At 62.8% G+C, this 22,117-nt stretch carries 23 protein-coding genes, 1 tRNA gene and 1 pseudogene; 12 read left to right on the plus strand and 13 right to left on the minus strand.

Going from position 1 to position 22,117, the window contains the following annotated elements:
• Positions 1-46 precede the first annotated feature (46 nt).
• Positions 47-379, plus strand: coding sequence for a carboxymuconolactone decarboxylase family protein (locus HFC70_RS18975; protein ID WP_168474861.1), 333 nt, complete (start codon positions 47-49; stop codon positions 377-379).
• A 33-nt stretch (positions 380-412) separates the two neighbouring features.
• Here the strand turns inward: HFC70_RS18975 and HFC70_RS18980 are convergent, their stop codons facing one another.
• Positions 413-1,411: an aldo/keto reductase gene (locus HFC70_RS18980; protein ID WP_168474862.1), complete on the minus strand. Its 999-nt coding sequence runs from the start codon at positions 1,409-1,411 to the stop codon at positions 413-415.
• Positions 1,412-1,531: 120 nt separating this feature from the next.
• On the opposite strand from HFC70_RS18980, the gene HFC70_RS18985 reads away from it, so the two are divergent.
• Together HFC70_RS18985 and HFC70_RS18990 are read left to right on the plus strand one after the other, a co-directional pair.
• Complete coding sequence (locus HFC70_RS18985; protein ID WP_168474863.1) at positions 1,532-2,449, plus strand: LysR family transcriptional regulator; 918 nt, start codon at positions 1,532-1,534, stop codon at positions 2,447-2,449.
• Between the two features lie 166 nt (positions 2,450-2,615).
• Positions 2,616-4,022 carry an MATE family efflux transporter gene (locus HFC70_RS18990; protein ID WP_168474864.1) on the plus strand — a complete coding sequence of 469 codons (1,407 nt, stop codon included), beginning with the start codon at positions 2,616-2,618 and terminating at the stop codon, positions 4,020-4,022.
• Between the two features lie 46 nt (positions 4,023-4,068).
• On the opposite strand, the gene HFC70_RS18995 is transcribed toward HFC70_RS18990, so the two are convergent.
• Positions 4,069-4,803: a hypothetical protein gene (locus HFC70_RS18995; protein WP_168474865.1), complete on the minus strand. Its 735-nt coding sequence runs from the start codon at positions 4,801-4,803 to the stop codon at positions 4,069-4,071.
• A gap of 84 nt (positions 4,804-4,887) precedes the next feature.
• Positions 4,888-6,096 carry a glutamine-hydrolyzing carbamoyl-phosphate synthase small subunit gene (carA, locus tag HFC70_RS19000; protein ID WP_168474866.1) on the minus strand — a complete coding sequence of 403 codons (1,209 nt, stop codon included), beginning with the start codon at positions 6,094-6,096 and terminating at the stop codon, positions 4,888-4,890.
• A gap of 326 nt (positions 6,097-6,422) precedes the next feature.
• Between carA and HFC70_RS19005 the strand changes: the two genes are divergently transcribed.
• Positions 6,423-6,872 carry a GatB/YqeY domain-containing protein gene (locus tag HFC70_RS19005; protein WP_210259344.1) on the plus strand — a complete coding sequence of 150 codons (450 nt, stop codon included), beginning with the start codon at positions 6,423-6,425 and terminating at the stop codon, positions 6,870-6,872.
• Between the two features lie 58 nt (positions 6,873-6,930).
• On the opposite strand, the gene HFC70_RS19010 is transcribed toward HFC70_RS19005, so the two are convergent.
• Both HFC70_RS19010 and HFC70_RS19015 read right to left on the minus strand, forming a co-directional pair.
• Complete coding sequence (locus HFC70_RS19010) at positions 6,931-7,260, minus strand: BrnA antitoxin family protein (RefSeq protein ID WP_168474867.1); 330 nt, start codon at positions 7,258-7,260, stop codon at positions 6,931-6,933.
• The gene (locus HFC70_RS19015) at positions 7,226-7,510 is read right to left on the minus strand and encodes a BrnT family toxin (protein ID WP_368669737.1); all 285 of its coding nucleotides are present in this window, start codon (positions 7,508-7,510) and stop codon (positions 7,226-7,228) included. Before HFC70_RS19015 ends, HFC70_RS19010 begins: the two co-directional genes overlap by 35 nt.
• Positions 7,511-7,678: 168 nt before the next feature.
• Here HFC70_RS19015 and dnaG point away from each other — a divergent pair, with 168 nt between their 5' ends.
• Together dnaG and rpoD are read left to right on the plus strand one after the other, a co-directional pair.
• Positions 7,679-9,679, plus strand: a complete 2,001-nt coding sequence (gene dnaG, locus HFC70_RS19020; RefSeq protein ID WP_168474929.1) for a DNA primase — start codon at positions 7,679-7,681, stop codon at positions 9,677-9,679.
• Positions 9,680-10,263: 584 nt separating this feature from the next.
• Positions 10,264-12,312: an RNA polymerase sigma factor RpoD gene (gene rpoD / locus HFC70_RS19025; protein WP_168474869.1), complete on the plus strand. Its 2,049-nt coding sequence runs from the start codon at positions 10,264-10,266 to the stop codon at positions 12,310-12,312.
• Between the two features lie 87 nt (positions 12,313-12,399).
• On the opposite strand, the gene HFC70_RS19030 is transcribed toward rpoD, so the two are convergent.
• The gene (locus tag HFC70_RS19030; protein ID WP_168474870.1) at positions 12,400-12,639 is read right to left on the minus strand and encodes a DUF2798 domain-containing protein; all 240 of its coding nucleotides are present in this window, start codon (positions 12,637-12,639) and stop codon (positions 12,400-12,402) included.
• A 296-nt stretch (positions 12,640-12,935) separates the two neighbouring features.
• Between HFC70_RS19030 and HFC70_RS19035 the strand changes: the two genes are divergently transcribed.
• A complete protein-coding gene (locus HFC70_RS19035; RefSeq protein WP_168474871.1) occupies positions 12,936-14,057 on the plus strand; it encodes a DUF930 domain-containing protein in 1,122 nt (373 codons plus the stop codon).
• Between the two features lie 283 nt (positions 14,058-14,340).
• On the opposite strand, the gene HFC70_RS19045 is transcribed toward HFC70_RS19035, so the two are convergent.
• Complete coding sequence (locus tag HFC70_RS19045) at positions 14,341-15,489, minus strand: amidohydrolase (RefSeq protein WP_168474872.1); 1,149 nt, start codon at positions 15,487-15,489, stop codon at positions 14,341-14,343.
• 88 nt (positions 15,490-15,577) lie between these two features.
• Positions 15,578-16,180: a LysE/ArgO family amino acid transporter gene (locus tag HFC70_RS19050; protein ID WP_168474873.1), complete on the minus strand. Its 603-nt coding sequence runs from the start codon at positions 16,178-16,180 to the stop codon at positions 15,578-15,580.
• Between the two features lie 113 nt (positions 16,181-16,293).
• On the opposite strand from HFC70_RS19050, the gene HFC70_RS19055 reads away from it, so the two are divergent.
• Both HFC70_RS19055 and HFC70_RS19060 read left to right on the plus strand, forming a co-directional pair.
• The gene (locus HFC70_RS19055; protein ID WP_168474874.1) at positions 16,294-17,187 is read left to right on the plus strand and encodes a LysR family transcriptional regulator ArgP; all 894 of its coding nucleotides are present in this window, start codon (positions 16,294-16,296) and stop codon (positions 17,185-17,187) included.
• An 82-nt stretch (positions 17,188-17,269) separates the two neighbouring features.
• Entirely contained in the window at positions 17,270-17,647 is a 378-nt protein-coding gene (locus HFC70_RS19060; protein ID WP_246735866.1) for a nuclear transport factor 2 family protein, read from the plus strand.
• A 19-nt stretch (positions 17,648-17,666) separates the two neighbouring features.
• Here HFC70_RS19060 and HFC70_RS19065 read toward each other — a convergent pair whose 3' ends face one another.
• On the minus strand, positions 17,667-18,140 hold the full coding sequence (locus HFC70_RS19065) for a heme-degrading domain-containing protein (RefSeq protein WP_168474875.1): 474 nt from the start codon (positions 18,138-18,140) through the stop codon (positions 17,667-17,669).
• A gap of 212 nt (positions 18,141-18,352) precedes the next feature.
• On the opposite strand from HFC70_RS19065, the gene HFC70_RS19070 reads away from it, so the two are divergent.
• A complete protein-coding gene (locus tag HFC70_RS19070; RefSeq protein ID WP_168474876.1) occupies positions 18,353-18,778 on the plus strand; it encodes a secondary thiamine-phosphate synthase enzyme YjbQ in 426 nt (141 codons plus the stop codon).
• Positions 18,779-18,923: 145 nt separating this feature from the next.
• Positions 18,924-19,316, plus strand: a complete 393-nt coding sequence (locus HFC70_RS19075; RefSeq protein WP_168474877.1) for a hypothetical protein — start codon at positions 18,924-18,926, stop codon at positions 19,314-19,316.
• A 144-nt stretch (positions 19,317-19,460) separates the two neighbouring features.
• On the opposite strand, the gene HFC70_RS19080 is transcribed toward HFC70_RS19075, so the two are convergent.
• Positions 19,461-20,198, minus strand: coding sequence for an SIMPL domain-containing protein (locus HFC70_RS19080; RefSeq protein WP_168474878.1), 738 nt, complete (start codon positions 20,196-20,198; stop codon positions 19,461-19,463).
• Positions 20,199-20,354: 156 nt separating this feature from the next.
• Here HFC70_RS19080 and HFC70_RS19085 point away from each other — a divergent pair.
• Positions 20,355-20,430: transfer RNA gene (locus HFC70_RS19085), tRNA-Ile, on the plus strand.
• A 200-nt stretch (positions 20,431-20,630) separates the two neighbouring features.
• Here HFC70_RS19085 and xerC read toward each other — a convergent pair.
• The 3 genes and pseudogenes from xerC to HFC70_RS19100 form a co-directional block, all read right to left on the minus strand.
• A pseudogene (gene xerC, locus HFC70_RS27300) lies at positions 20,631-21,608 on the minus strand (tyrosine recombinase XerC); the annotation flags it as partial.
• Positions 21,574-21,840 carry an AlpA family transcriptional regulator gene (locus HFC70_RS19095; RefSeq protein WP_168474879.1) on the minus strand — a complete coding sequence of 89 codons (267 nt, stop codon included), beginning with the start codon at positions 21,838-21,840 and terminating at the stop codon, positions 21,574-21,576. The gene HFC70_RS19095 and the pseudogene xerC, both read right to left, overlap by 35 nt.
• Positions 21,841-21,850: 10 nt before the next feature.
• Entirely contained in the window at positions 21,851-22,069 is a 219-nt protein-coding gene (locus HFC70_RS19100) for a helix-turn-helix domain-containing protein (protein ID WP_168474880.1), read from the minus strand.
• Positions 22,070-22,117 lie beyond the last annotated feature (48 nt).

The following is a 22,117-nucleotide window of genomic DNA, read 5'->3' on the forward strand; positions in this document are numbered from 1 at the left end:
CGGGCATTCTTTGGTCTCCCGTAGACCTGCATAGGAGCGTCCGATCATGGAGAACACGTCCGCACTCAGCCCGGCATTTCTGACCTTTCTCAAGGAGGCACCGGCGCAAGCGGCGGCCTGGACCGGCGCGGCGCAGGCGCTGGGGACGGCAAGCGAGCTCGAACCGAAGACCGAGCATCTGGCCTATCTCGCCGTGCTCTCGGCCCTGCGTCTGCATGATGGGCTCGCCTTTCATGTGGCGCTCGCCAGAAAAGCAGGCGCCACACGCGGCGAGATCATCGGTGCCGTGCTGGTCGGGTTGCCGGCAGCGGGCAATGCCGTGGTATCGGCGCTGCCCATTGCGCTTGCGGTCTACGACGGCGCTGAGCCCGCGGCGTAACGGTTACGCGGCGGCTCAGCGTCGCCTTGGTCGCTATTTCTCGCTGTCGAGATGGGCCATCTGGGCTTCCTGATAGCGGCTGCCGGCGGCCGAACCCTTCGGCACGGCACGTTCGATCTCGGCCAGGTCATCGGCGGTCAGGACAAAGTCCAGGGCACCCAGCGCTTCCGCCAGCCGGTCGCGGCGCCGGGCGCCGATCAGCGGCATGATATCGTCGCCTTGTGCTGCCACCCAGGCGATGGCGGCCTGGGCCGTCGTCATGCCCTTGGCGGTGGCAACTTTGCCAAGCGCTTCGGCGAGCGCCAGATTGCGGGCCTCGTTGTCGCCCTGGAAGCGCGGTCCATGGGCGCGGAAATCGCCGGCGACGCCGCTGGCGGCGGCTTGTTTCCAATGGCCGGAGATCAGGCCGCGCGACAGCACGCCATAGGCGGTGATGCCGATGCCGAGTTCGCGGCAGGTGGGCAGGATCTTGTCTTCCAGACCGCGCGACACCAGCGAATATTCGATCTGCAGGTCGGCGATCGGATGGACGGCGCTGGCGCGGCGAATGGTGTCGGCGCCGACTTCCGACAGGCCGATATGGCGGACATAGCCTGCCTTGACCAGGTCGGCGATGGCGCCGACCGTCTCTTCGATCGGCACATTGGCGTCGAGACGGGCCGGGCGGTAGATGTCGATATAGTCGGTGCCGAGGCGCTGCAGCGTATAGGACAGCGCCGTCTTGACCGCCGATGGTCGGCCGTCGAAACCGATCCAGTTGCCGGCCGGATCGCGCTGCGCGCCGAACTTGACGCTGAGCAGAGCCTTATCGCGTTTGCCGCCTTTCAGTGCCTCGCCGATCAGCATCTCGTTATGACCCATGCCGTAGAAATCGCCGGTGTCGAGCAGCGTCACGCCGGCTTCCAGAGCGGCATCGATGGTCGCCAGGCTTTCGGTGCGGTCCGATGGTCCGTACATGCCCGACATGCCCATGCAGCCAAGCCCGAAGCGCGAGACTTGCGGGCCGGTCTTTCCAAGTGTCATCATTTGCATCGTCATTCTCCCGTTGCGACAGCCGCTCATCTTTGCGGCCGTCTCTGGGGCTCTTTTAACGCAGCCTGGGTTGTGCGATAATCCGTTCATTACAGAACAGGTTGTTTGGATTTTCGTACAATGAATGATCTTCCCCTGGCCGAACTCGAAGCTTTTTCTGCCGTCGCACGGCTCCGGAGCTTTCGTGCCGCCGGCAAGCTGCGCGGAGTGTCTGCCTCCTCGCTGAGTGAGGCGATGCGCAGGCTGGAAGACCGGCTCGGTCTTCGCCTGCTCAACCGGACAACCCGCAGCGTCACCCTGACCGATGCCGGAGCCAAGCTGCTGGAGCGCCTGACGCCAGCGCTGGGCGAGATCGAGACGGCGCTGAGCGACATCAACAGTTTTCGCGATCGCCCCGCCGGGCGATTGCGGCTCAATGTGCCCGGTATCGTGGCGCGCTGCGTGCTGCCGGATATCGCCTGCCGTTTTCTGGCGCTCTATCCCGATATCAGCCTGGAGGTCGCGACGCAGGATGCGCTTGTGGATGTCCTTGGCGAGGGCTTCGACGCCGGCATTCGCTACGAGGAGATGCTGCAACCCGACATGATCGCCTTGCCGATCGGTCCACGCCAGCAGACCTATGTCGGCGTGGCCGCCCCCTCCTATCTTGAGCGCTACGGGGAACCTCTTCACCCACGCGACCTCCTGCATCACCGCGCTATCCTGCATCGTTTTGCCAGCGGCCGGGTCGTCTCCTGGCGATTCGAGCGCGACGGGGAGGTATTTGCCATCAACCCGCCGGCCGTGCTGATCGCCGACACCGTCGACATGGAATTGGCCGTGGCCAAGGCAGGACATGGCATCATCTTCAGCTTCGAGGATTTCGTGCGCGACGCGTTGCGTTCCGGCGAGTTGGTGAAGATCCTGCCCGAGTGGGAAGACACGTTTTCCGGTCCGTTCCTCTACTATCACAGCCGCAAATATCTGCCGGCGCCGCTGCGCGCTTTTGTCGACTTTGTGCGCCAGGATCGGCCGGATCGGGTAGAAAAGGCCGTTTGACCGCCGATCTGCCTCAAGTTTCATCAGTTTTGGTGAAGTGTCGACCAATTCTTTTGCAGGGTTGCCATTTCTGCTTGCGGCGCCCCGTGGTTTCTCCTAATCCGGTGTCATGCGCCGCTCGCCAGTATCGTCTGGAAGCGGCTTTTTTCGTCCTGGAACCGCTGCCATGTCCGCTTACGCGCCAACCCGTCCGAGTTTTACGGCCACCCATAGCTGGGGCGCCCATATCTGGGCGACGCTGACCCTCGGCATTCCGTTGATCGGCGCGCAACTGGCGCAGCTCGGCATTCACACGACGGATGTGGTGATCATCGGCCAGCTTGGTGCCACGCCTCTGGCCGCCATGGTTCTGGCCGGGCAGTTCTTCTTCACCATCTTCATCTTCGGCTCGGGCTTCTCGATTGCCGTGGTGCCGATGGTGGCGCAGGCCTTTGGCCGCCATGACGTGGTCTCGGTTCGCCGCTCGATCCGCATGGGCATGTGGGTGTCGATCGCCTACTGGATGCTGACGGCGCCGCTGTTCTACAATGCCGAGGCGATCCTTCTGGCGCTCGGGCAGGTGCCCGAAGTGGCAGGGCTCGCGGCGGACTATGTGGCGATCGTGCAGTTCGGTCTGCTGCCGGCCCTGCTGTTTGCCGTGCTGCGTTCGCTGGTCAGCGCCATTGGCCGGGCCGGGGTCATTCTCTATGTCACGGTGGCGACGCTGCTGCTCAACGCGCTTCTCGCCTATGCGCTGGTGCTCGGCCATTTCGGCCTGCCGGCGCTCGGCATGACGGGGGCGGCGATCGTCGCCGTCATCGTGCAATGGGCGAGCTTCCTGTTCATGGTCTTCTATATCCAGACCCGCGCGGATACGCGACGCTACGAGCTTTTCGTGCGCTTCTGGCGGCCGGACTGGCATGCCTTTCGCGAGGTCATCCATCTCGGTCTGCCGATCAGCATCACTGTCCTGGCCGAGGTCAGCCTGTTCACAGCTGCCTCGCTGCTGATGGGGCGGATCGGCACGATCGAGCTCGCCGCCCATGGCATTGCGCTGCAGCTGGCCTCGATCGCCTTCATGATCCCGCTCGGCCTGTCGCAGACGGCAACCGTGCGGATCGGCATCGCCCATGGGCGCGGCGATTACGGCGAGTTGATCCGCGCAGCGATCACGGTCCTGAGCATTGCCAGCCTCGTCTCCTTGAGCGGCGGCATCCTGTTCTTCTTCATTCCGGAACTGCTCAGCAGCGCTTTCATCGACACCTCGACCGCCGATGCGGCGGCGGTTCTGGCTTATGCCGGACCGCTGGTGGCGATTGCCGGCGTGTTCCAGCTGGTCGACGGGCTGCAGGCGATTGCCAGCGGATTGCTGCGCGGCCTGAAAGACGCCCGCGTGCCGATGCTGCTGGCGCTGGTGTCCTATTGGCCGGTCGGTTTCTTCCTCGCCTGGTTCCTGGCCTTTCCGATGCAGATGGGCGGCATCGGCATCTGGATCGGCTTCCTGATCGGACTGACGAGTGCATCCATGCTTCTCTGCGCCCGCTTTTTCCTGCGTATCAGGCACGAAATGCGGGCATCGGCAGCGTCACTCTAATTGGCTGGTTGCGGCCCGTCCCAACCGAGTGCCGGGTGCACGGCGTTCATCGGACCGCCGCCCTATAGATGACCGTTCGGTAGGCGTAATTTGATAGATACGTATCCGATGGTGCCCATCCTTCGCCAATGACTTCGCCTTTTATGTCGGCGGCGGTCTGAATGTCCACCGGCTCTCCCACCATGATAGGGAAATAGGGAACGTCGGGTTTTCGGCAGCCGACGGTGATCGGGTATTTGGTCGACCGACGTGCAAAGTCGTCCGCGCGCAGCTTGGCGAGGTCAAAGCTTCGCTCCGATCCGACGATCACAGCGAAGGTCGGATTCTGTAGCTGATTGTTGAAATAGGATTTTGCCGCCGCGTTGAACTGTCGCACAAAACTGCCCTCGTCGCAGATCAGGCCGGGAGGGTCGTTTGCCGCGTAGGCGGAGGAGATGATGCCGAAACCTAATGTCGATCCGTTCGTCGCAGGTCGCTCTGCGCGGACGTCGCTCGCCATGCTCGAAGGAATTCGTTCCGGCGCCGAAGCGGTCGATACCAGCGCTGGAAAGGCGGCGCAAAACACCAGAATGCGCCCGGGCTCCACCTCCTTCGCAAACACGCCGGAAATGCCACCCAGCATGATCGTGACGAAAGAAACCAGGGCGTAGAAAACGATTTCACCCTGATTTGCTGTCAGCACCAGCGCCTTGACGACTGCATTGTCAGGGCCGACGAATTTCACGCATATCACAGCCAGACCGGCCAGCAATCCCCATAGGAAACGGTGGAAAATCGTCATGTCGACCCCCGCTAAACATCACGGAGGCCATTCTATACTGGGGAGTGGCGAATTTAAACCCAAAAGTTGTATTCGGCTCCGCGTTCACGCCCGTTCTGACAGAGCCGGTTCGCCCTTGGTGTCGCGCACCAGATTGATGAAGCGGCGGAACAGGTAGTGGCTGTCCTGGGGGCCGGGCGAGGCTTCCGGGTGGTGCTGCACGGAGAAGACCGGCTTGCCGACCAGGCGCAGGCCGCAGTTGGAGCCGTCGAACAACGAAATGTGAGTCTCTTCAACGCCTTCCGGCAGGGACTTGGAATCCACCGCGAAGCCGTGGTTCATCGAGACGATCTCGACCTTGCCGGTGGTGAAATCCTTGACCGGATGGTTGGCGCCGTGATGGCCCTGGTGCATCTTCTCGGTCTTGCCACCAAGCGCCAGACCGAGCATCTGGTGACCGAGGCAGATGCCGAACAGCGGCAGGTTGCTGTCGATCAGCTTCCGGATTACCGGAACGGCATAGATACCGGTTGCGGCCGGATCGCCCGGACCGTTCGACAGGAAGACGCCGTCCGGGTTGAGGGCGAGAATGTCCTCGGCGGTCGTGGTGGCCGGCACAACGGTGACCTTGCAGCCAAGGCCGGTGAACAGGCGCAGGATATTGCGCTTCACGCCGTAGTCGATGCAGACGACATGGTATTTCGCGTCGCTGGCGTCGAGATCGTGATAGTCTTCGTTCCAGACCCAGGGTTCCTGGGTCCAGGTCGAGGACTGGCCGGACGAGGCGACCTTGGCGAGATCGAGACCTTCCAGCCCGCTCCAGGCCTTGGCTTCCGCCTTCAGCACGTCGATGTCGAAGACGCCGGTCGGATCATGGGCGATGACGGCATTGGGTGCGCCATGCTCGCGGATCCAGGCGGTCAGCGCCCGTGTGTCGATGCCACACAGACCGATGACGCCGCGGGCCTTCAGCCAGGCATCGAGATGCTTGACGGCACGGTAGTTGGACGGCTCCGTGATATCGGCCTTGAAGATCACGCCGACCGCGCCGTGGCGGGCCGCCGGCGTCAGGTCTTCGATATCGTCCTCGTTGGTGCCGACATTGCCGATATGCGGAAAGGTGAAGGTGACGATCTGGCCGAGATAGGAAGGGTCGGTGAGGATTTCCTGGTAGCCGGTCAGCGCCGTGTTGAAGCAGACTTCGGCCTGCACCTTGCCGGTGGCGCCGATGCCCTGGCCTTCGATGACGGTGCCGTCGGCCAGAACGAGCAGGGCGGTTGGCTTGCGGGTGGTCCATGGGGATGTGGCGGTCATGTCTTTTCCTTTTCCAGCCTGCCGCACCGGTCTTGCAAGACCGGGTGCCAAGGGCCATCTAAGTGCGTAAATCAGGGCGCGCGAAAGCGTTCGCGCAAATGGCCTCGATTGCGAATTCCGTGCAGGTGCCGGAAAATAGACAAAGCGGATCGCGCGGTCAATCGCTCCTTGTGGAAACTGTGGAATTTAATCCCATTGATTTCAATGGGTTGTCTAATTGATTTGATTGTCGGGCGATCGCTGGTTAATAGATCGTGACAATAGACAAGGAAAAGCCACAATTCAAACGGGTTCGGGACCGGCTTTCCGAGGAGAAAATGATGATGATGCGCGACAAGCTCGCCAATGTGATGAAAGACTCGCTGAAGGCCAAGGACGTGCGGCGTGTCTCGACGGTGCGGCTGATCCAGGCTGCGATCAAGGACCGAGATATCGCCAATCGTGGCAATGGCAAGGATCCGGTCAGCGATGACGAGATCATGCAGATCTTCGTCAAGATGATCAAACAGCGGGACGAATCCGCCAAGATCTACGAAGAGAATGCCCGGCCCGAGCTGGCAGCCCAGGAGCGCGAGGAAATCGCGATCATCAAGAGCTTCATGCCTGAGCAGTTGCCGGAGGAAAAGGTGCGGGCGCTCTGTGCCTCGGTGATCGACGAGACCGGTGCCCAGGGCCTGCGGGACATGGGCAAGTGCATCAATACGCTGAAGGAACGCTATTCCGGCCAGATGGATTTCGCGAAAGCCTCCAGCGTGGTCAAGGATCTGCTCAAGTAAGCTTGCCTTAGCTGCAACCGGAATGATGAAACGCCGCCTTCGGGCGGCGTTTTGCGTGTCAGCCCTTGGACTGTTTCTGTTCGGTCATGAAATGGCGCAGCACGGCATTGATGCGGGTCTGGTAGCCTTTGCCGGTCGCCTGGAAGAAATCGACGATATCCTCGTCGAGCCGGATCGATATGGCTTTCTTCTTCTGCGGGATGACCAGAACCGCCTTGGACCAGTCGATGTCCATGAAGTCCTGCCAATCGGGATCGTCGCGCATGGCGCGTTCGATATCCGCGTCGGTCAGGGCATCGACACGGGCCCAGTCGGTGCGGTCCTCGCCACGGGCGACCATCTCTCTGATTTCTTCAGCCGTATATCTGACGATATTCTCTTTGCTCATGCTTGCGTGCGGCCCGGGCCGAGATGATCCGACATGTCTCGCCGCGCATGGTGTAGACCACGGCGATGAGCTTATGGGTGTCGGGGCAAATGGCTAAAGTTCGGGTCTCTCCTTCTCGGTCAGATCTCACTTGCACATGCGGTTTCAGCAGGGCTGCGGCGGCAGCAACGAAGTCGATATTGTGCTTTTGCAGATTGCTTTGGCGCTTGGTATCGTCCCACTCAAAGGTCGGGAAGCTGGGAAACGGCACGGCCTCCATCCTGCGTCACGTGCCCCTGCTGCTGCAAACCGCCTTGCGTAGAAATGTATATACACTTGTCATTTTCGTCAAGGCTGTGAATAGTGGGCATGGTTTTGCAAAGACATGGCGCTCGCGGCGGCGGCAGCCTATATGGGTCTATTAATCCCTGAGGACATGATGCGCTTTTCCAATGCCTTTCTCGATGAGATCCGCGACCGCGTGCCGATTTCGGCCGTGCTGGCGAGCCGTGTCTCGTGGGATCGCAAGAAAACCAATGTGTCGCGCGGCGATTACTGGGCCTGCTGCCCGTTTCATGGCGAGAAAAGTCCGAGCTTTCACTGCGAAGATCGAAAGGGGCGCTATCATTGCTTCGGCTGCGGCGTGTCGGGCGATCATTTCCGCTTTCTGACCGATCTCGAAGGCCTGAGCTTTCCCGAGGCCGTGCAGCGCGTCGCCGATATGGCGGGCATCGCCATGCCCAAGGCCGATCCGCAGGAGGAGCGGCGCGAGAAGGAACGCACCACGCTCCAGGACGTCATGGAACTGGCGACGCTGTTCTTCCAGGACCAGTTGCAGACCGCCAATGGCGCCAAGGCGCGGGCTTACCTGCGCGAGCGTGGCCTTGCGGGCCGGACGATCGAGACCTTCCGTCTCGGTTATGCGCCGGAGAGCCGCAATGCCTTGAAGGAGCATCTGGCTGCCAAGGGCATCCCGAAGGACCAGATCGAGGCCTGCGGCCTGGTCGTGCACGGACCGGAGATCCCTGTTTCCTACGACCGGTTCCGCGACCGGATCATGTTCCCGATCCTGTCGTCGCGCGAAAAGGTGATCGCCTTTGGCGGCCGGGCCATGTCGCCGGATGCGCCGGCCAAATATCTCAATTCGAACGAGACGGAGCTTTTTCACAAGGGCAGCGTGCTTTATAATTTTGCCCGCGCCCGGCGCTCTATGGGCGGGGCCGGTGGTAATGAGACGATCATCGCCGTCGAAGGCTATATGGACGTCATCGCGCTCTATCAGGCCGGCGTCGAGAATGCGGTCGCGCCGCTCGGCACGGCCTTGACCGAGAGCCAGCTGGACCTGTTGTGGAAGCTGACGCCGCAGCCGGTGCTGTGCTTCGACGGCGACGGGGCTGGCCAGCGTGCCGCCTTTAGGGCGGTCGATCTGGCGCTGCCGCATCTCAAACCCGGCCGCTCGGTGCGTTTTGCCATGCTGCCGGACGGCAAGGACCCGGACGACCTGGTGCGCCACGAGGGGCGGGCGCCGTTCGACCGGGTGCTCGCAGACGCCCGTTCGCTGGACGACATGGTCTGGACGCGCGAGATCAGCCAGGGCCGGTTCGAGACACCGGAAAAGCGCGCTGAGCTGGAGGCCAAGCTGAAGCAGGTGGTGGCGGTGATCACTGATGAAAGCGTGCGCCGGCATTATTCGCAGAATGTCCGCGATCGGCTTTATGCGTTTTTCAAGCCGGAAAGCGCGCAGCGCCCGGACCGCGGCAATTTCGAGCGGGGCGGCAACAATGGCGGCGGGCGCGGCGGCAATGGGCATGGCCGGGCGCCTGGACCGAAGGCGGCCGGGCGCGGCAGCATTTCCGACCGGCTGGCGCGGTCGGGCATGGTCAAGCGCCACCACGACCAGATGAGCCTGCGTGAAAGCGTGCTGGCGCTGACCATCGTCAACCATCCGCAACTGCTGCAGGAGGAGTATGACGAGGTGTCGGCCATCGATTACGAAAGCCGCGATCTGCAGCGATTGTGGTCGGCGGTGCTGACGGCGGCGGCCGAAGCCGGCACGCAGCTGTCGCGCGAGCGGCTCCATGAACGGCTGATCGAACAGGATTTCGAGCCGTTGCTGAAGGCTCTGGACCAGCAGATCCGCAATGCGCGGCTGTGGACCGCGACGACGGTGGCGGCGCCCGAGGATGCGCGCGAGGGATATCGCCAGGCGCTGTCGCTGCACAAGCGCGCCAAGGCGCTGCGTCGCCAGCGCATGGAACTGGAGCGCGAGGTGGCCGAGGCGACGGAGGCGGAGGACGGTGACCGGGTTGGCGGCCTGATTGCAGCCCTTCAACAGGTACAGCTCGAGATCACCCGGATGGAAAACCAGGAAGCGATCATCGATGGCTTTGGCGTGATGTCGGGCCGGGTGAAGGGTGTTGCAACCGGTCACAATTCTTAAGGTCGTGGCTTTTCGTAAGGTAGTGGCTTTATCGGTCGGTTGCCGCAAGGTTTTTAGATGCGTCATACCATGCCACGCGGTGGCGGGGTGACGCCGATGAGACGGATCGGCAAACGCGCCGCAGAAATGCAGGACGGCAAGCCAGACGATGCAGCGTACACTGGCCGATCGATGCGGAATCTGCCCTTCGGGCGTCCGGCGTGATCGTCCTGCCCCTTGTTTGCCGGGCGCGACGGCCTACATTTGCACTCAACGCCGCGGATGCGAACGGAGCCTCGAAGGGTTTTTCCGGATTTTAACAGGCATTTATGCTGGAAAAGCTTGACGCCGGGAAAAATTGTGGGAATCACCATTGCAAGCAAAGAAAGATGACGAGCGCCGCGCTAGGCTGTACTAGCATGTCCGGTCATCAATATGCGCAAGGGTGCCGCAGTCTGCGGGAGCCAACGTGGTTAAGCGGGAATTAAACATCATTCCGTTAGGTCATTAACAGTGATTCGCAGCGGGCAGGGGGGCGGCAACCCAGACCCGGTTCGCCCAGCATTGTGCGAAAAATTGAAGCGCCAGGGAAAGCGACGAAATACATGGCAACCAAAGTCAAAGAAAACGAAGAAGCCGAGAACGAACGCGACGGCGCTACGGACGGTCCGCTTCTCGATCTTTCGGATGACGCTGTCAAGAAGATGATCAAGGCCGCCAAGAAGCGCGGCTATGTGACCATGGACGAGCTGAATTCGGTTCTGCCGTCGGAGGAAGTCACCTCCGAGCAGATAGAAGATACGATGGCCATGCTCTCCGACATGGGCATCAATGTCATCGAGGACGAGGACGCCGACGAACCGGCAAGCCCCGACGACGACGACAGCGACAGTGAGAGCGAAAGCGAGGGCGGCGAACTTGCGCCTTCCGCCGGCACTGCGCTGGCCGCTGCCAAGAAGAAAGAGCCGACCGACCGTACCGACGATCCTGTGCGCATGTATCTGCGCGAAATGGGTTCTGTGGAACTCTTGTCGCGCGAAGGCGAAATCGCCATTGCCAAGCGCATCGAGGCCGGCCGCGAGACGATGATCGCCGGGCTCTGCGAAAGCCCGCTGACGTTCCAGGCGCTGATCATCTGGCGCGACGAACTCAACGAAGGCACGACGCTGCTGCGTGAGATCATCGATCTCGAGACCACCTATTCCGGCCCTGAAGCCAAGGCTGCGCCACAGTTCCAGAGTCCGGAGAAGATCGAGGCTGACCGCAAGCTGGCCGAAGAGAAGGAAAAGACCCGCCGCGCCCGCTCCAGCGAAGACGATGTTACCAATGTCGGCGGTGACGGCGCGCCTCCGGAAGAAGAGGAAGAGGACGAAGACGAGTCCAACCTGTCGCTGGCGGCCATGGAAGCGGAACTGCGCCCGCAGGTCATGGAAACGCTCGACACCATTGCCGACACCTACAAGAAGCTGCGCAAGCTGCAGGACCAGCAGGTCGAGGCGCGTCTGGCCTGTACCGGCACGCTGTCGTCCGGCCAGGAGCGTCGCTACAAGGAGCTGAAGGATCAGCTGATCACGGCGGTCAAGTCGCTGTCGCTCAACCAGAACCGCATCGACAGCCTTGTCGAGCAGCTCTACGACATTTCCAAGCGCCTGATGCAGAACGAGGGCCGTCTGCTGCGTCTGGCCGAATCCTACGGCGTCAAGCGCGACAGCTTCCTGGAGCAGTATCAGGGCGCCGAACTCGACCCGAACTGGATGAAGTCGATCGGCAATCTGGCCGCCCGCGGCTGGAAGGATTTCGCCCGTGAGGAAAATGCGACGATCCGCGATATCCGCCAGGAGATCCAGAATCTCGCCACCGAGACCGGCATTTCCATCGCCGAATTCCGCCGCATCGTGTCGATGGTGCAGAAGGGCGAGCGCGAAGCGCGCATCGCCAAGAAGGAAATGGTCGAGGCCAACCTGCGTCTCGTGATTTCCATCGCCAAGAAGTATACCAACCGCGGCCTGCAGTTCCTCGATCTCATCCAGGAAGGCAATATCGGCCTGATGAAGGCGGTCGACAAGTTCGAGTATCGTCGCGGCTACAAGTTCTCGACCTATGCCACCTGGTGGATCCGTCAGGCGATCACCCGCTCGATCGCCGACCAGGCCCGCACGATCCGTATTCCGGTGCACATGATCGAGACGATCAACAAGATCGTCCGCACATCGCGCCAGATGCTGCACGAGATCGGCCGCGAGCCGACGCCGGAAGAACTGGCCGAAAAGCTCGCCATGCCGCTTGAAAAGGTCCGCAAGGTCCTGAAGATCGCCAAGGAGCCGATCTCGCTCGAAACCCCCGTGGGCGACGAAGAGGATAGCCATCTCGGCGATTTCATCGAGGACAAGAACGCGCTGCTGCCGATCGACGCCGCCATTCAGGCGAACCTGCGCGAGACGACGACCCGCGTTCTGGCATCGCTGACACCGCGCGAAGAACGCGTGCTGCGCATGCGCTTCGGCATCGGCATGAACACCGACCATACGCTCGAGGAAGTCGGCCAGCAGTTCTCGGTCACCCGCGAACGTATCCGCCAGATCGAAGCCAAGGCGCTCCGGAAGCTGAAGCATCCGAGCCGTTCGAGGAAGCTCCGGAGCTTCCTCGACAGCTGAGGCATTCGCAGGCAATCGGATCAGAATAGCAAAACCCGGTCGGATCGCTCCGACCGGGTTTTGTTTTGGCTCCGTTCCTGCCGTGGATCAGTTCGGTCTGACCATGGACATCACCACGCGCCGTGAGATGGGCAGGGCGCAAAGGAGGGTCGGGAAGGCGATCAGCCAGGAAAGAATCCAGGCGGACATCCAATTGCCCAGAAAACGAGGCCCTATGCCCAGATTCGTGATGGTGGCAACGGCCGAGACCACGAAGGTCATGATGATGGACAGGACCAATGGCATGAGAAGGCCCGCCGCGCGTGCGGGAAGTCGTTTGATCTTCATATCAATTCTCGTGTTGAGAAGGAGCGGCACTGTGAAGGACATGGCACCTCGCATCTGCATGCGTGACACCTTCGTCCAGTGACGGTCCGAAGGTTACGGTGCGTTGCTTCTCGTTAGACGCTTACGGCCGATGGAAGATCGACATTTTGTTGAATAGCGCAGCATTTCAGGATTGGCAAGTCGGTCGGCACGTCTCTGTCGACGGCATGTCGGCAGGCCGTGTCGGGCCGGAATTGCCGTCTTCGGTGATGGAATTGCTGTGGTGCGGGCGGGCGCCTGCGTGTATGGACTGAGGAATGCAGCAGGAAACGGGACGACTGAAAAAGACCATATCGTGGGGCGTGTTTGCCTCGCTTTTGCTGCATGCCGTGCTCTTTGCAGCCTTTCTCGTGCATTTTTCGCCTGCACAGCCGGAGCCGCCTGCCGAGGAAAGTGTCGCGGTCGAGCTGGTGCCGCCGCCGGAAGAGCCGGTGGTCGAGGAACCGGAGCCCGAGGCGCCGCCGGAGCCGAAGGCCGAGGAACCTGTGAAGCCGGAGGAGGCCGAAACCCCCGAACTGCCGCCTCCGCCGCCGGAAGAAAAGCCCGAGGAGAAACCGCCTGCGGAACAACCGCCGGAGCCGCCGCCTGCCGAACCGCCCCCTGCCGAACCGCCGCCGGTGGAGGAGCCCGCGGCCGAGGAGCCGCCACCAGCCCCTGCGCCCGCCGAAGAAGAACCGCCGGCGGGCAATGAGGACGAGGGACGGTTACGAGTGCTCGATCCTGTCGTGCAGTTCGGCGAGAAGGACACCGGTCCGCGCCAGTCCGAAGAGGGCGAAGTCGTGACGGATGCCGGAACGCCGCCGCCCGATGCCCCCGAATTGCCTGAGGTGCCCGAGGCGGAGCCGGCTGCCGCCACGCCGATGCCCGACGATATCGCCTTGCCGGAGGTGGAGTTGGGAGCCAACAGCTCGCAGGAGCCCGGACCCGAGGCACTGTCGGATGCCGCAAAGACCGAGATCATCGCCGCCGTGCCGAAGGAGAAACCCTCCGACACGCCGCCGGTGGAGGCGCCACCTGCCCTGACCGAGGCGAAGACGCTGTTTTCGCGCAAGGACAGAGACGATCCCGTGGCGATGCGGGACATGACCAATCTGTCGCGTTCGGCGCGTGCCGACCGGCTGTGCCTGACCGAATTGCGCGAGCAGTTGCGCCACGCCTCTCCGCCCTACGATCCCGAGCTGTTGCCGTCCTTCGGCCTGAAGGAGGGCACTGTCCTCGACATTCCCACGGCAGCCTTTCGCGCCGATGGGCAATGGTACAACCTGAGTTTCCGCTGCGAGGTCGACGAGGAGGTCACCAAGGTCATGACCTTTGGCTTCAACGTCGGCACCGCGGTGCCGCGCCGCGACTGGAAGAGCCGCGGTTTTCCGTCCTTCTGACGACGATCGGGCCTAGAGCGTTTCCTGGTTAGATTGAAGCATTCTGCCGGAGCAGGTTTTCGTCAGGGCAAAGGCGATTGGCGAAGGGCATACCCGAAGGTACGTCCGAGCCGATCGCCTTTGATCCTGGCGGGAAGATGCCCGGCCCTTCGGGTTGGCTGAAACGGGCCGCCTGATCGCCCGGCCGGCTTGGCCGTAGGGCGTGGCTACGACGCGCGCCGGCCGGGCGATCATCCGACTCCGTTTGAGCCAACAGAATGCTTCAATCTAGCCAGGAAACGCTCTATCCCAACATATCCCGAACGACGCGCATGAACACCCGGGCGCCGATGTCGATCAGCGCGTCGGGGAAGTCGTAGTCGGGGTTGTGCAGGTTGGGGTGGCGCTCGCCGGCGCCGAGGAAGAACATGGCGGCCGGCGCGAAGCTGCGGAACCGGCCGAAATCTTCCGACGCCCGCATCGGCAGGTTGCCCTTGTCATGGGAGATACCTTCCGCATCCAGCGCGCGCCGCAGATGCTCGACGGCTTCGGGTGCGTTTTCGCAATGCAGGAAGATGTCGTGATAGGTCCAGGCGAAGGCCAGCCCGTGGCGTTCGGCGGTATTGCGTACCAGCGTTTCGGCGCGGTGGCAGAGCTCGGCCATGCGGTCGTCGGTCAGGGTTCGAAGTGTCACCCAGATCTCGCCATCGGCCGGCGCGATGCCGAAGGCGGCCTCGCCAAGGGCGGCATGGGTAACGGTCGCCATGGTGAAATCGGCGGCCGGCGGCGCGCTGTGTCCAAGGGCTGTCAGGGCCGGCATCAGCTCGGCCATGGCCTGCATCGGCGACAGGCCGTGTTCCGGCGACGAGGCATGGGCCGTCTTGCCGGAGAGCGTGATCTTCAGGCCGCGCGAGGCGCAATTGACCGGGCCGTCGGTCAGCGCCACATGGCCGAGCGGCAGGCCGGGCAGATTGTGCAGCGAGATCGAGAGGTCCGGCGTGATCCCGGCAAAACGCGGATCGGCGATGACGGCGGCGGCGCCCGAGCCGTCCTCTTCGGCCGGCTGGAACATCAAGACGACACGGCCGCGCTTCGGCCGCTGGCGCGACAGGCCGAGGCCGACGGCGGTGAGGATGGTCGTATGGCCGTCATGGCCGCAGAGGTGACCCTTGCCGGGCACGGTCGACCGGTGGGCGATCTCGGTCTTTTCCTCGATCGGCAGGGCGTCGAGCTCCGAGCGGATCAAAAGCGTCGGGCCGGGTTCCGCCCCCTCGAACACAGCCGCCAGTCCATGGCCGCCGAGACCGGTCAGCACCTTGTCGGGCTTCATCGGCCGAACAAAGGCATGGACGCGAGCGGCGGTCTTCTGCTCCTCGCCGGATATCTCGGGATGGCGGTGCAGATCGTGGCGAAAGTCGATCAGGTCGACCATATCCTGGTTCGTCAGAAACATAAGCGATGTCCGGTTGCGGGCCCTGAGGGGATCAGACTTAACATAACTCCGGTTCGGCGAAACAGCTTTGGCGTTTTTTGTCGGGCTTCTATGCCCAGACCAGTCGCCCGGCAATGGTCCACATCACCACTGCGATCAAGCCGTCGAGCAGCCGCCAGGATTGCGGGCGGGCAAAGAGCGGCCGGGCCAGGCGGGCGCCATAGCCGAGCGAGAAGAAGAACAGGAACGAGGCGCAGGCTGCGCCAATGCCGAAGGCCCATTCGCGGCCGGGATATTGGGTCGAAATGGCGCCGAGCAGCATGACCGTGTCGAGATAGACATGCGGGTTCAGCCAGGTAAGAGCGGCGCAGGTGGCAAGAGTGGACGTCAGGCTCTGGGCCTGCATTTCGGCAGGCTCCAGTCCGGAACTGCCGGCGAAGGCGGCGCGCAGGCTTCGGAGGCCATAGAGCAGCAGAAAGGTGGCGCCGCCATAGCGCAGCACCGGCTCCAGCCACGGCAGAACCGTTGCCGTGCCGCGAAAGCCGCTGACGCCGACCGCAATCAGCATGGCATCGGAGGCAGCGCAGACCAGGCAGACCCAGAACACATGCTCGCGCTTCAGCCCCTGGCGCAGCACGAAGGCGTTCTGGGCGCCAATGGCGACAATCAGGCTCAAGCCCAGGAAAAATCCGGCGATAGCGGCGGTCGGCATGCTTCATCTCCTTGGCCGGCACCGGAAACAGGGCGGGCGTCGGCATTTGACTAGCAGGAGCATAAGGATTAGAGAAATTAACTTACCTTCATCCAGATTAGAAAAAATCATCCATGCTGGACAATGCGCAGATTGCCGCCGTGGCCGCCGTCATCCGGACGGGAGGTTTCGACAAGGCCGCCCAGCAATTGAGCCTGACGCCTTCGGCGATTTCGCAGCGGGTCAAGCTGATCGAGGAGCGGCTTGGCGCCGTGCTGATCGTGCGCGGCCAGCCCTGCGTGGCGACGGAGGCTGGGCAACGGCTGTTCCGCCATGCCGAGGAGGTGGGTCTGCTTGAGCAGGCGCTGCGCTCGGACCTCGGCATTGCCGATGCGCGCGGGCCATGGCCGAGCCTGCGCATTGCGGTCAATGCCGACAGTCTCGCCACGTGGTTCGTTGCGGCGATCGCTGCCACGGAGGGTTGCCTGTTCGACCTCGTGCTGGATGACCAGGACCACAGCGCCGACTGGCTGCGGCGCGGCGAGGTGCGGGCCGCCGTCAGCGGCGACGGTGACGCCGTCCAGGGTTGCGACTGCCGCCCGCTTGGCGCACTTCGCTACATCGCCACCGCCAGCCCGGACTATATGCGCCGCTGGTTTGCCGGTGGCGTGACGCGCGACGGGCTTTCAGTCGCGCCGTCGCTCACCTTCAACAACAAGGACCGGCTGCAGGAGCGCTGGATCGAGCGGCATTTTGGCGGCGGCGTCGCGCCGCCGACTCATTGGCTGCCATCGGCCCACGGCTTTGTGGACGCCACCCTTGCCGGGATAGGCTGGGGCATGAATCCGCAAACGCTGGTGCAGCCGTGGATCGACGCGGGGCGGCTGGTACCGCTGGTGGCCGACAGCCCGTTCGATGTGCCGCTCTTTTGGCACTGGAGCCGCTCGGTGCAGACCGCGATGAAGACGGTGACGCCGGCCGTCTGCGCGGCGGCGGCTGCCGTGCTCCGGCCGCTGCCGCCGCCTTGATGTCGTCAGCGGCGGTCCCGGCCTTGCCGCTGCCGGGCTGAGCCCTACCTTAACGCTTGGCCTGGGGCCGGAGGAGATCAATATGACCGACAGTGCAATGACCACGCAGATCACAGCCGCTCTGGAGGCGCTCAACCAGCGCGACATGGAAAGCTTCATGGCACTGGTCGACGAAGATGCGGCGCTCGACATGCCGGATGGCAGCCGGGTGATCGGCGCGCAATCGCTGCGCGATACGCTATCGGCCTATCTCCTGCGCCATGACCTGCGCTTTGCCGATGCGGTGATCATGGTCGACGCGGCGGGCCTGCGCGGCGGCGCCGACCTGACCGTCAAGGGTAAGACCTCCGATGCCGATGGCTCGGCGACCAAGGCCGTTTCCCTGCCGGCCGTGATCGTCTTCGAGCGCGAGGCGGAAGATTTTTCGCGCATCAGCCTCTATCTCTCGACGCTGCTCTGATCCGGTCGTCGCCTGGCGCTCAGTTTTCGGCCAGGTAATCCTCGATGACGGTGACGATCATCTGATGGTCCTCATGGGAGGCAAGGCCCGACACGGTGATGGCGGCGACCACGCCGACGCCGGCGACGCGGGCCGGAAAGCTGCCGCCATGGCTGGCATAGTCCAGCGGATCGAGGCCGATCTCCGGCCCGATGCTGCGACCCTTCAGCCGCAGCGATTCGCCAACCCGCATCGACGACTTGTGGAAGCGCAGGGTGACATTGCTCTTGCGCCGCGCCCAATGATCGTTGTCGGGCGAGGAGCCGGGCAGGGCGGCATGAAACAGCAGCCGGTCGGCCGTGCGAATGTTGATGACCACAGGCGCGTGCTGATCCGTGGCCACCTCCACCAGTCGCTCGCCGATCTCGAGCGCGGTGTCCTCGTCGAAGGAGGAGAAGACCAGCGTCTCCTCCTGGCCGATCAATGTTTCCATGGAAATGGTGGTAGCGGTCATGGGGCATGTCCTCCCTTGGGTTAGGGCGACCCTATCCGTCTCCGGCGGCGGAGAGAAGCGCTTGTTTTGCGAAGGTAGTATCTCGCATCGACCCGGCAGGGCTTGCCGCCGCGCCGGCACAGACTACATGCTTGCCGTGTGTGCCATTGTCGAGCCGGGCCGGATGCATCGACATCCGCGACCGCCCGGCCAGATTTTTTGGGAGAGGCTTGATGCCGCAAACCGTCCTGTCGATCGAGACCCGTGGCCAGGGGCTCTATGAATTCACCGAGGCGGCCCGGCGTTTCGTGCGCGCCAACAGCGCTGACGGCGAGGGACTGCTGACGGTGTTCGTGCGGCACACGTCCTGCTCGCTGCTGATCCAGGAGAATGCCGATCCGGATGTGCGCCGCGACCTCGACGCCTTCTTTGCACGGCTGGTGCCGCCGGCCGATCAGGCGTCGATGGCATGGATTTCGCACCGCGACGAGGGACCGGACGATATGCCGGCGCATATCAAGGCGGCGCTGACCGCGACATCGATCGGCATCCCGGTGACGGCGGGCGCGCCCGTTCTCGGCACCTGGCAGGGGCTCTATCTGTTCGAGCACCGCGACCGGCCGCACCGCCGCGAGATCGTCCTGCATCTGGGGTCATGAACCGCGTCCGGGGACGAGCCGTCGCCGGTGAACGGTGGCTGAATGGCGAGTTCGGAAGCCGTTCAGGTCGCCGGCGTTAACCTCTTTTCAATCGCTGATGTCGGCGGGACTTCCCAACCCAACGGATCACTTGAGGAGAGAGACCATGACCAGCATGATTGCAAAAGCCGGCATCGCCGCCCTGATCGCCCTTGGCGCGATCTCCGCCACGGCCAGTTCTGCGGCCGCCGGGCCGGATATCGGCTTCGGCATCTATATCGGCGGTCCAGGCTATGACGATGGCGCCTACTATGATGACGGCCCGCGCTATGGCCACGGCCCGCGCCATCACCGCCGGCACGAGGAGTGGAGAGCCCCGCCGCGTCGCGTCGGCTGCGCGCCGTTCCGCGCTGTGGAAAAGGCCCGCTGGAGCGGGTTGCACCGCGCCCATGTGCAGGACGTGACGCCGCGTCGCGTGGTGATCGGCGGCTATCGCCACTACGGCTTCGACCGCATGGTGTTTGCCAATGCGCCCGGCTGCCCGATCATTCGGTATTGATTGTAACCTGGTTGGCCGGCGCCGCATGTCGGCGCGGCGGACTGGTCCTGCCGGATTGGCCGCTGCTGGATTTTTTCGGCGGCTTCAGGACATGTAGATCTCCCGCCCGCGCCTGGAAAAGACGCGGGCGGGCTGCGTTTCGGCCTATTGATCGATGGCGAAGGTGACGTTGACGGTCACCGAATAGCTGTTCTCGCCGCTGGCCACCGGGGCGGCATCGGCCATTTCCTTGGACATGGCGGCGCGATAGAGCGTCTGCGGCATGGGGCGAGAATAGTTCTCGCTGATCTCGATGATCCGGCCGAGCCGCACGCCGGCGGCTTCCGTCAGGGTGCGGGCCTTGGCCAGCGCATCGGCGACGGCCTCCTTGCGGGCCTCGGAAATGGCCGCCTCCGGCTCGTCATTGGTAAAGGCGATGTCGCCGCCCTGGTTGACGCCGAGCTTGACCGAGCGGTCGATCAGCGCGCCGAGCTTGGAGAGATCGCGCAGCCGCACCGTCAGGGTGTTCTGGACGGTGTAGCCGATGATCTCAGGCCCCGTCTCGCTGTTCTCCCCGTCCGGCACCGGGCGATATTGCGGCATGACGGCAAAATTCGAGGTCTGCAGGTCGCGTTCGGCAAGACCATCGGCCTTCAGATCGGCCAGGACCTTGGCCATGGCGGCATTGTTGGCCGACAGCGCTTCTGCTGCGGCCGGTGCCTGGCTGACGACGCCAAGGCTGAGCACCGCCATATCGGGCGCCAGCGTGGCCTCGCCTTCGCCTGAGACGATGATGGTCGCCTCGCGCGGCTTGGTATCCTCGGCGATCGCTGGCAGCGGGGCGAAAGCGGCGGTTGCAGCCAGCGCCAGCAGCGCGAAGACGGGGCGGTTGTGAAGATGCATGCGTGTGGTCCTCCGGTGAGATTGTCCCTTCGGATACCCTCTTGGCGTTTGATTGTGTAGCGAATACGGCAACGGCTTGTGGGTTTTGACAAATTGGGCTAGAGCGAACCTCGCGACGCGGGTGCCATTGCCCGAACGCATGCCGTTCACACGGCCGGGCCTGTAGCTCAATGGTTAGAGCCGGCGGCTCATAACCGCTTGGTTGGGGGTTCGAGTCCCTCCGGGCCCACCATTTCTGTCTTCGGACGTTGTTTTTCCATCATTTTTTCCTCGATTTGTCTCACCGGAATTGCGGTTCGACGAAAGTGGGACATTTTTGCGGGCCACATAGGTCTTGCGGCGCTCGAAACCGGCATCGATGATGCGCTTGGACTGGGCGGCTTTGGTGTAGTGCTGCGCCATCTTGGAATCAGACCAGCCAAAGATCGCCATCAATTGATGTTCGGTCGCGCCGGCCTCGGCGAGGATCGTCGCGGACGCCTTTCGGAGGCCATGCGACGAGCATTCCGGCAAATCAGCATCATTGCACCACTGTCGCATCTTGTTGCCGAAGCCGTTCCCGCTGAACGCCTTGCCATATTCGGTGATAAGGAAGGTCGGCTTATCGTGCGTAATAGCGTCCAACGCCTCGCGAAGCTCGTCCGTGACCGGCAGGCTAAGCGACTGCGCATATTTGCCGGAACCCTTCTCCGGCATGAATTCGATACGGTCGCCGACCAGGTTCCGCCAGCCGAGTTTGACGAGGTCGGAGCGTCTGACGCCCAAATTCAGCATCAGGTCCATTGCAAGCCGGGCCATGGAGCCCAGCGGATAGGCTGCACGATAGCGCGCCAGCTCCGCTTCGCTCCAGGTGTGGAAGCCGGGCGACTTATGAATTTTGGTGACGCCGTTCGCGGGATTGAACGTCGCCAGTTCGGCGCTGATAGCCCAATTGAAGAGCGCCTTCAGATACTTTACCAGTTTGTCAGCCGCGCCCGGCGTGCCGCTGCGCTTCATCTGACTAGCTTCAATGTCGGATTTGCGAATCTTCTTGAAGGGCAGCTCGCCCACATTGCTGCAATAGCGATTGAGAACGCTCTTCTTGTCTTTCTGCGTGGCCGGAGACTGGCTTTGAAACGCCTTGGACCGATAATAGGTCTCGACAAGCCAGCAAACGGAGCCGGGCTCCAGTCTTGAAATAGGGACCGTCTTTTCACCACGATCGCCAGCCAGCACGCGATGATATTCCTCGGTAAATGCCTGGGTGACGCTGCCCGCCTCGTCCAGATAGGTAGACGTCATACGATATTTCGGCATGCCTGGCAGGCGGAGATAGAATCGCTCGTTGCCGTGCCGATCGATATCCCGTGAGCAGTATTTGAAGGGGACGCGCCGATCACCCGACCGCGTAATCAAACGGGTTTTCGCCATCGTCTTCTTCTCCGCTCAAGCCCTGTTCTTTGATGTCGTACCAGGACGCGCGGATTTCCTCGGCATCCCAACGGCGCAACGCGCCGATCTTCACGCCTTTCGGCATAAGGCCACGGCGAACCCAGTCGTCAAAGGTGCCCGTCGAGACGTCGAGAAGTTCCGCCGCTCGGACGCGGCTGACCGCGAATTTGTAGAGCGGTCGTGGGGTTAGCGCTTCAGCTTGCTGCTTCATGTGCTGCTCCTCAGGCTCTGGAGGCGCTATCAGCAAACGCCAAAGCCTTCTGCTTGGGCTCGACCATATTCGCCGCAAGATACTCATCAACGGCGTTTTCTGGCAGGAACAAGCTACCTCCGATCCGCACATGCCGGATTTCCTGCTTCGCAATCAGATTGCGAATGCGTGCAACCGGCCATCCAGAGCGGTCAGCGAGTTGTTTGGGGGACAAGAGTTGCGCCTGCATTGGAAATTCACCTCCAACTGATGATAGAATGATATGAACCCGAAAGAA

The sequence above is a fragment of the Agrobacterium sp. a22-2 genome, from assembly GCF_012276985.1.
Taxonomy (GTDB): Bacteria; Pseudomonadota; Alphaproteobacteria; order Rhizobiales; family Rhizobiaceae; genus Allorhizobium.

Excerpts from the sequence above, each read along its gene's own strand:
- HFC70_RS18975 (WP_168474861.1), top strand. The coding sequence starts at position 47 with ATGGAGAACACGTCCGCACTCAGCCCGGCATTTCTGACCTTTCTCAAG.
- HFC70_RS18980 (WP_168474862.1), bottom strand. The coding sequence starts at position 1,411 with ATGCAAATGATGACACTTGGAAAGACCGGCCCGCAAGTCTCGCGCTTC.
- HFC70_RS18985 (WP_168474863.1), top strand. The coding sequence starts at position 1,532 with ATGAATGATCTTCCCCTGGCCGAACTCGAAGCTTTTTCTGCCGTCGCA.
- HFC70_RS18990 (WP_168474864.1), top strand. The coding sequence starts at position 2,616 with ATGTCCGCTTACGCGCCAACCCGTCCGAGTTTTACGGCCACCCATAGC.
- HFC70_RS18995 (WP_168474865.1), bottom strand. The coding sequence starts at position 4,803 with ATGACGATTTTCCACCGTTTCCTATGGGGATTGCTGGCCGGTCTGGCT.
- carA (WP_168474866.1), bottom strand. The coding sequence starts at position 6,096 with ATGACCGCCACATCCCCATGGACCACCCGCAAGCCAACCGCCCTGCTC.
- HFC70_RS19005 (WP_210259344.1), top strand. The coding sequence starts at position 6,423 with ATGCGCGACAAGCTCGCCAATGTGATGAAAGACTCGCTGAAGGCCAAG.
- HFC70_RS19010 (WP_168474867.1), bottom strand. The coding sequence starts at position 7,260 with ATGAGCAAAGAGAATATCGTCAGATATACGGCTGAAGAAATCAGAGAG.
- dnaG (WP_168474929.1), top strand. The coding sequence starts at position 7,679 with ATGCGCTTTTCCAATGCCTTTCTCGATGAGATCCGCGACCGCGTGCCG.
- rpoD (WP_168474869.1), top strand. The coding sequence starts at position 10,264 with ATGGCAACCAAAGTCAAAGAAAACGAAGAAGCCGAGAACGAACGCGAC.
- HFC70_RS19030 (WP_168474870.1), bottom strand. The coding sequence starts at position 12,639 with ATGAAGATCAAACGACTTCCCGCACGCGCGGCGGGCCTTCTCATGCCA.
- HFC70_RS19035 (WP_168474871.1), top strand. The coding sequence starts at position 12,936 with ATGCAGCAGGAAACGGGACGACTGAAAAAGACCATATCGTGGGGCGTG.
- HFC70_RS19045 (WP_168474872.1), bottom strand. The coding sequence starts at position 15,489 with ATGTTTCTGACGAACCAGGATATGGTCGACCTGATCGACTTTCGCCAC.
- HFC70_RS19050 (WP_168474873.1), bottom strand. The coding sequence starts at position 16,180 with ATGCCGACCGCCGCTATCGCCGGATTTTTCCTGGGCTTGAGCCTGATT.
- HFC70_RS19055 (WP_168474874.1), top strand. The coding sequence starts at position 16,294 with ATGCTGGACAATGCGCAGATTGCCGCCGTGGCCGCCGTCATCCGGACG.
- HFC70_RS19060 (WP_246735866.1), top strand. The coding sequence starts at position 17,270 with ATGACCGACAGTGCAATGACCACGCAGATCACAGCCGCTCTGGAGGCG.
- HFC70_RS19065 (WP_168474875.1), bottom strand. The coding sequence starts at position 18,140 with ATGACCGCTACCACCATTTCCATGGAAACATTGATCGGCCAGGAGGAG.
- HFC70_RS19070 (WP_168474876.1), top strand. The coding sequence starts at position 18,353 with ATGCCGCAAACCGTCCTGTCGATCGAGACCCGTGGCCAGGGGCTCTAT.
- HFC70_RS19075 (WP_168474877.1), top strand. The coding sequence starts at position 18,924 with ATGACCAGCATGATTGCAAAAGCCGGCATCGCCGCCCTGATCGCCCTT.
- HFC70_RS19080 (WP_168474878.1), bottom strand. The coding sequence starts at position 20,198 with ATGCATCTTCACAACCGCCCCGTCTTCGCGCTGCTGGCGCTGGCTGCA.
- HFC70_RS19095 (WP_168474879.1), bottom strand. The coding sequence starts at position 21,840 with ATGAAGCAGCAAGCTGAAGCGCTAACCCCACGACCGCTCTACAAATTC.
- HFC70_RS19100 (WP_168474880.1), bottom strand. The coding sequence starts at position 22,069 with ATGCAGGCGCAACTCTTGTCCCCCAAACAACTCGCTGACCGCTCTGGA.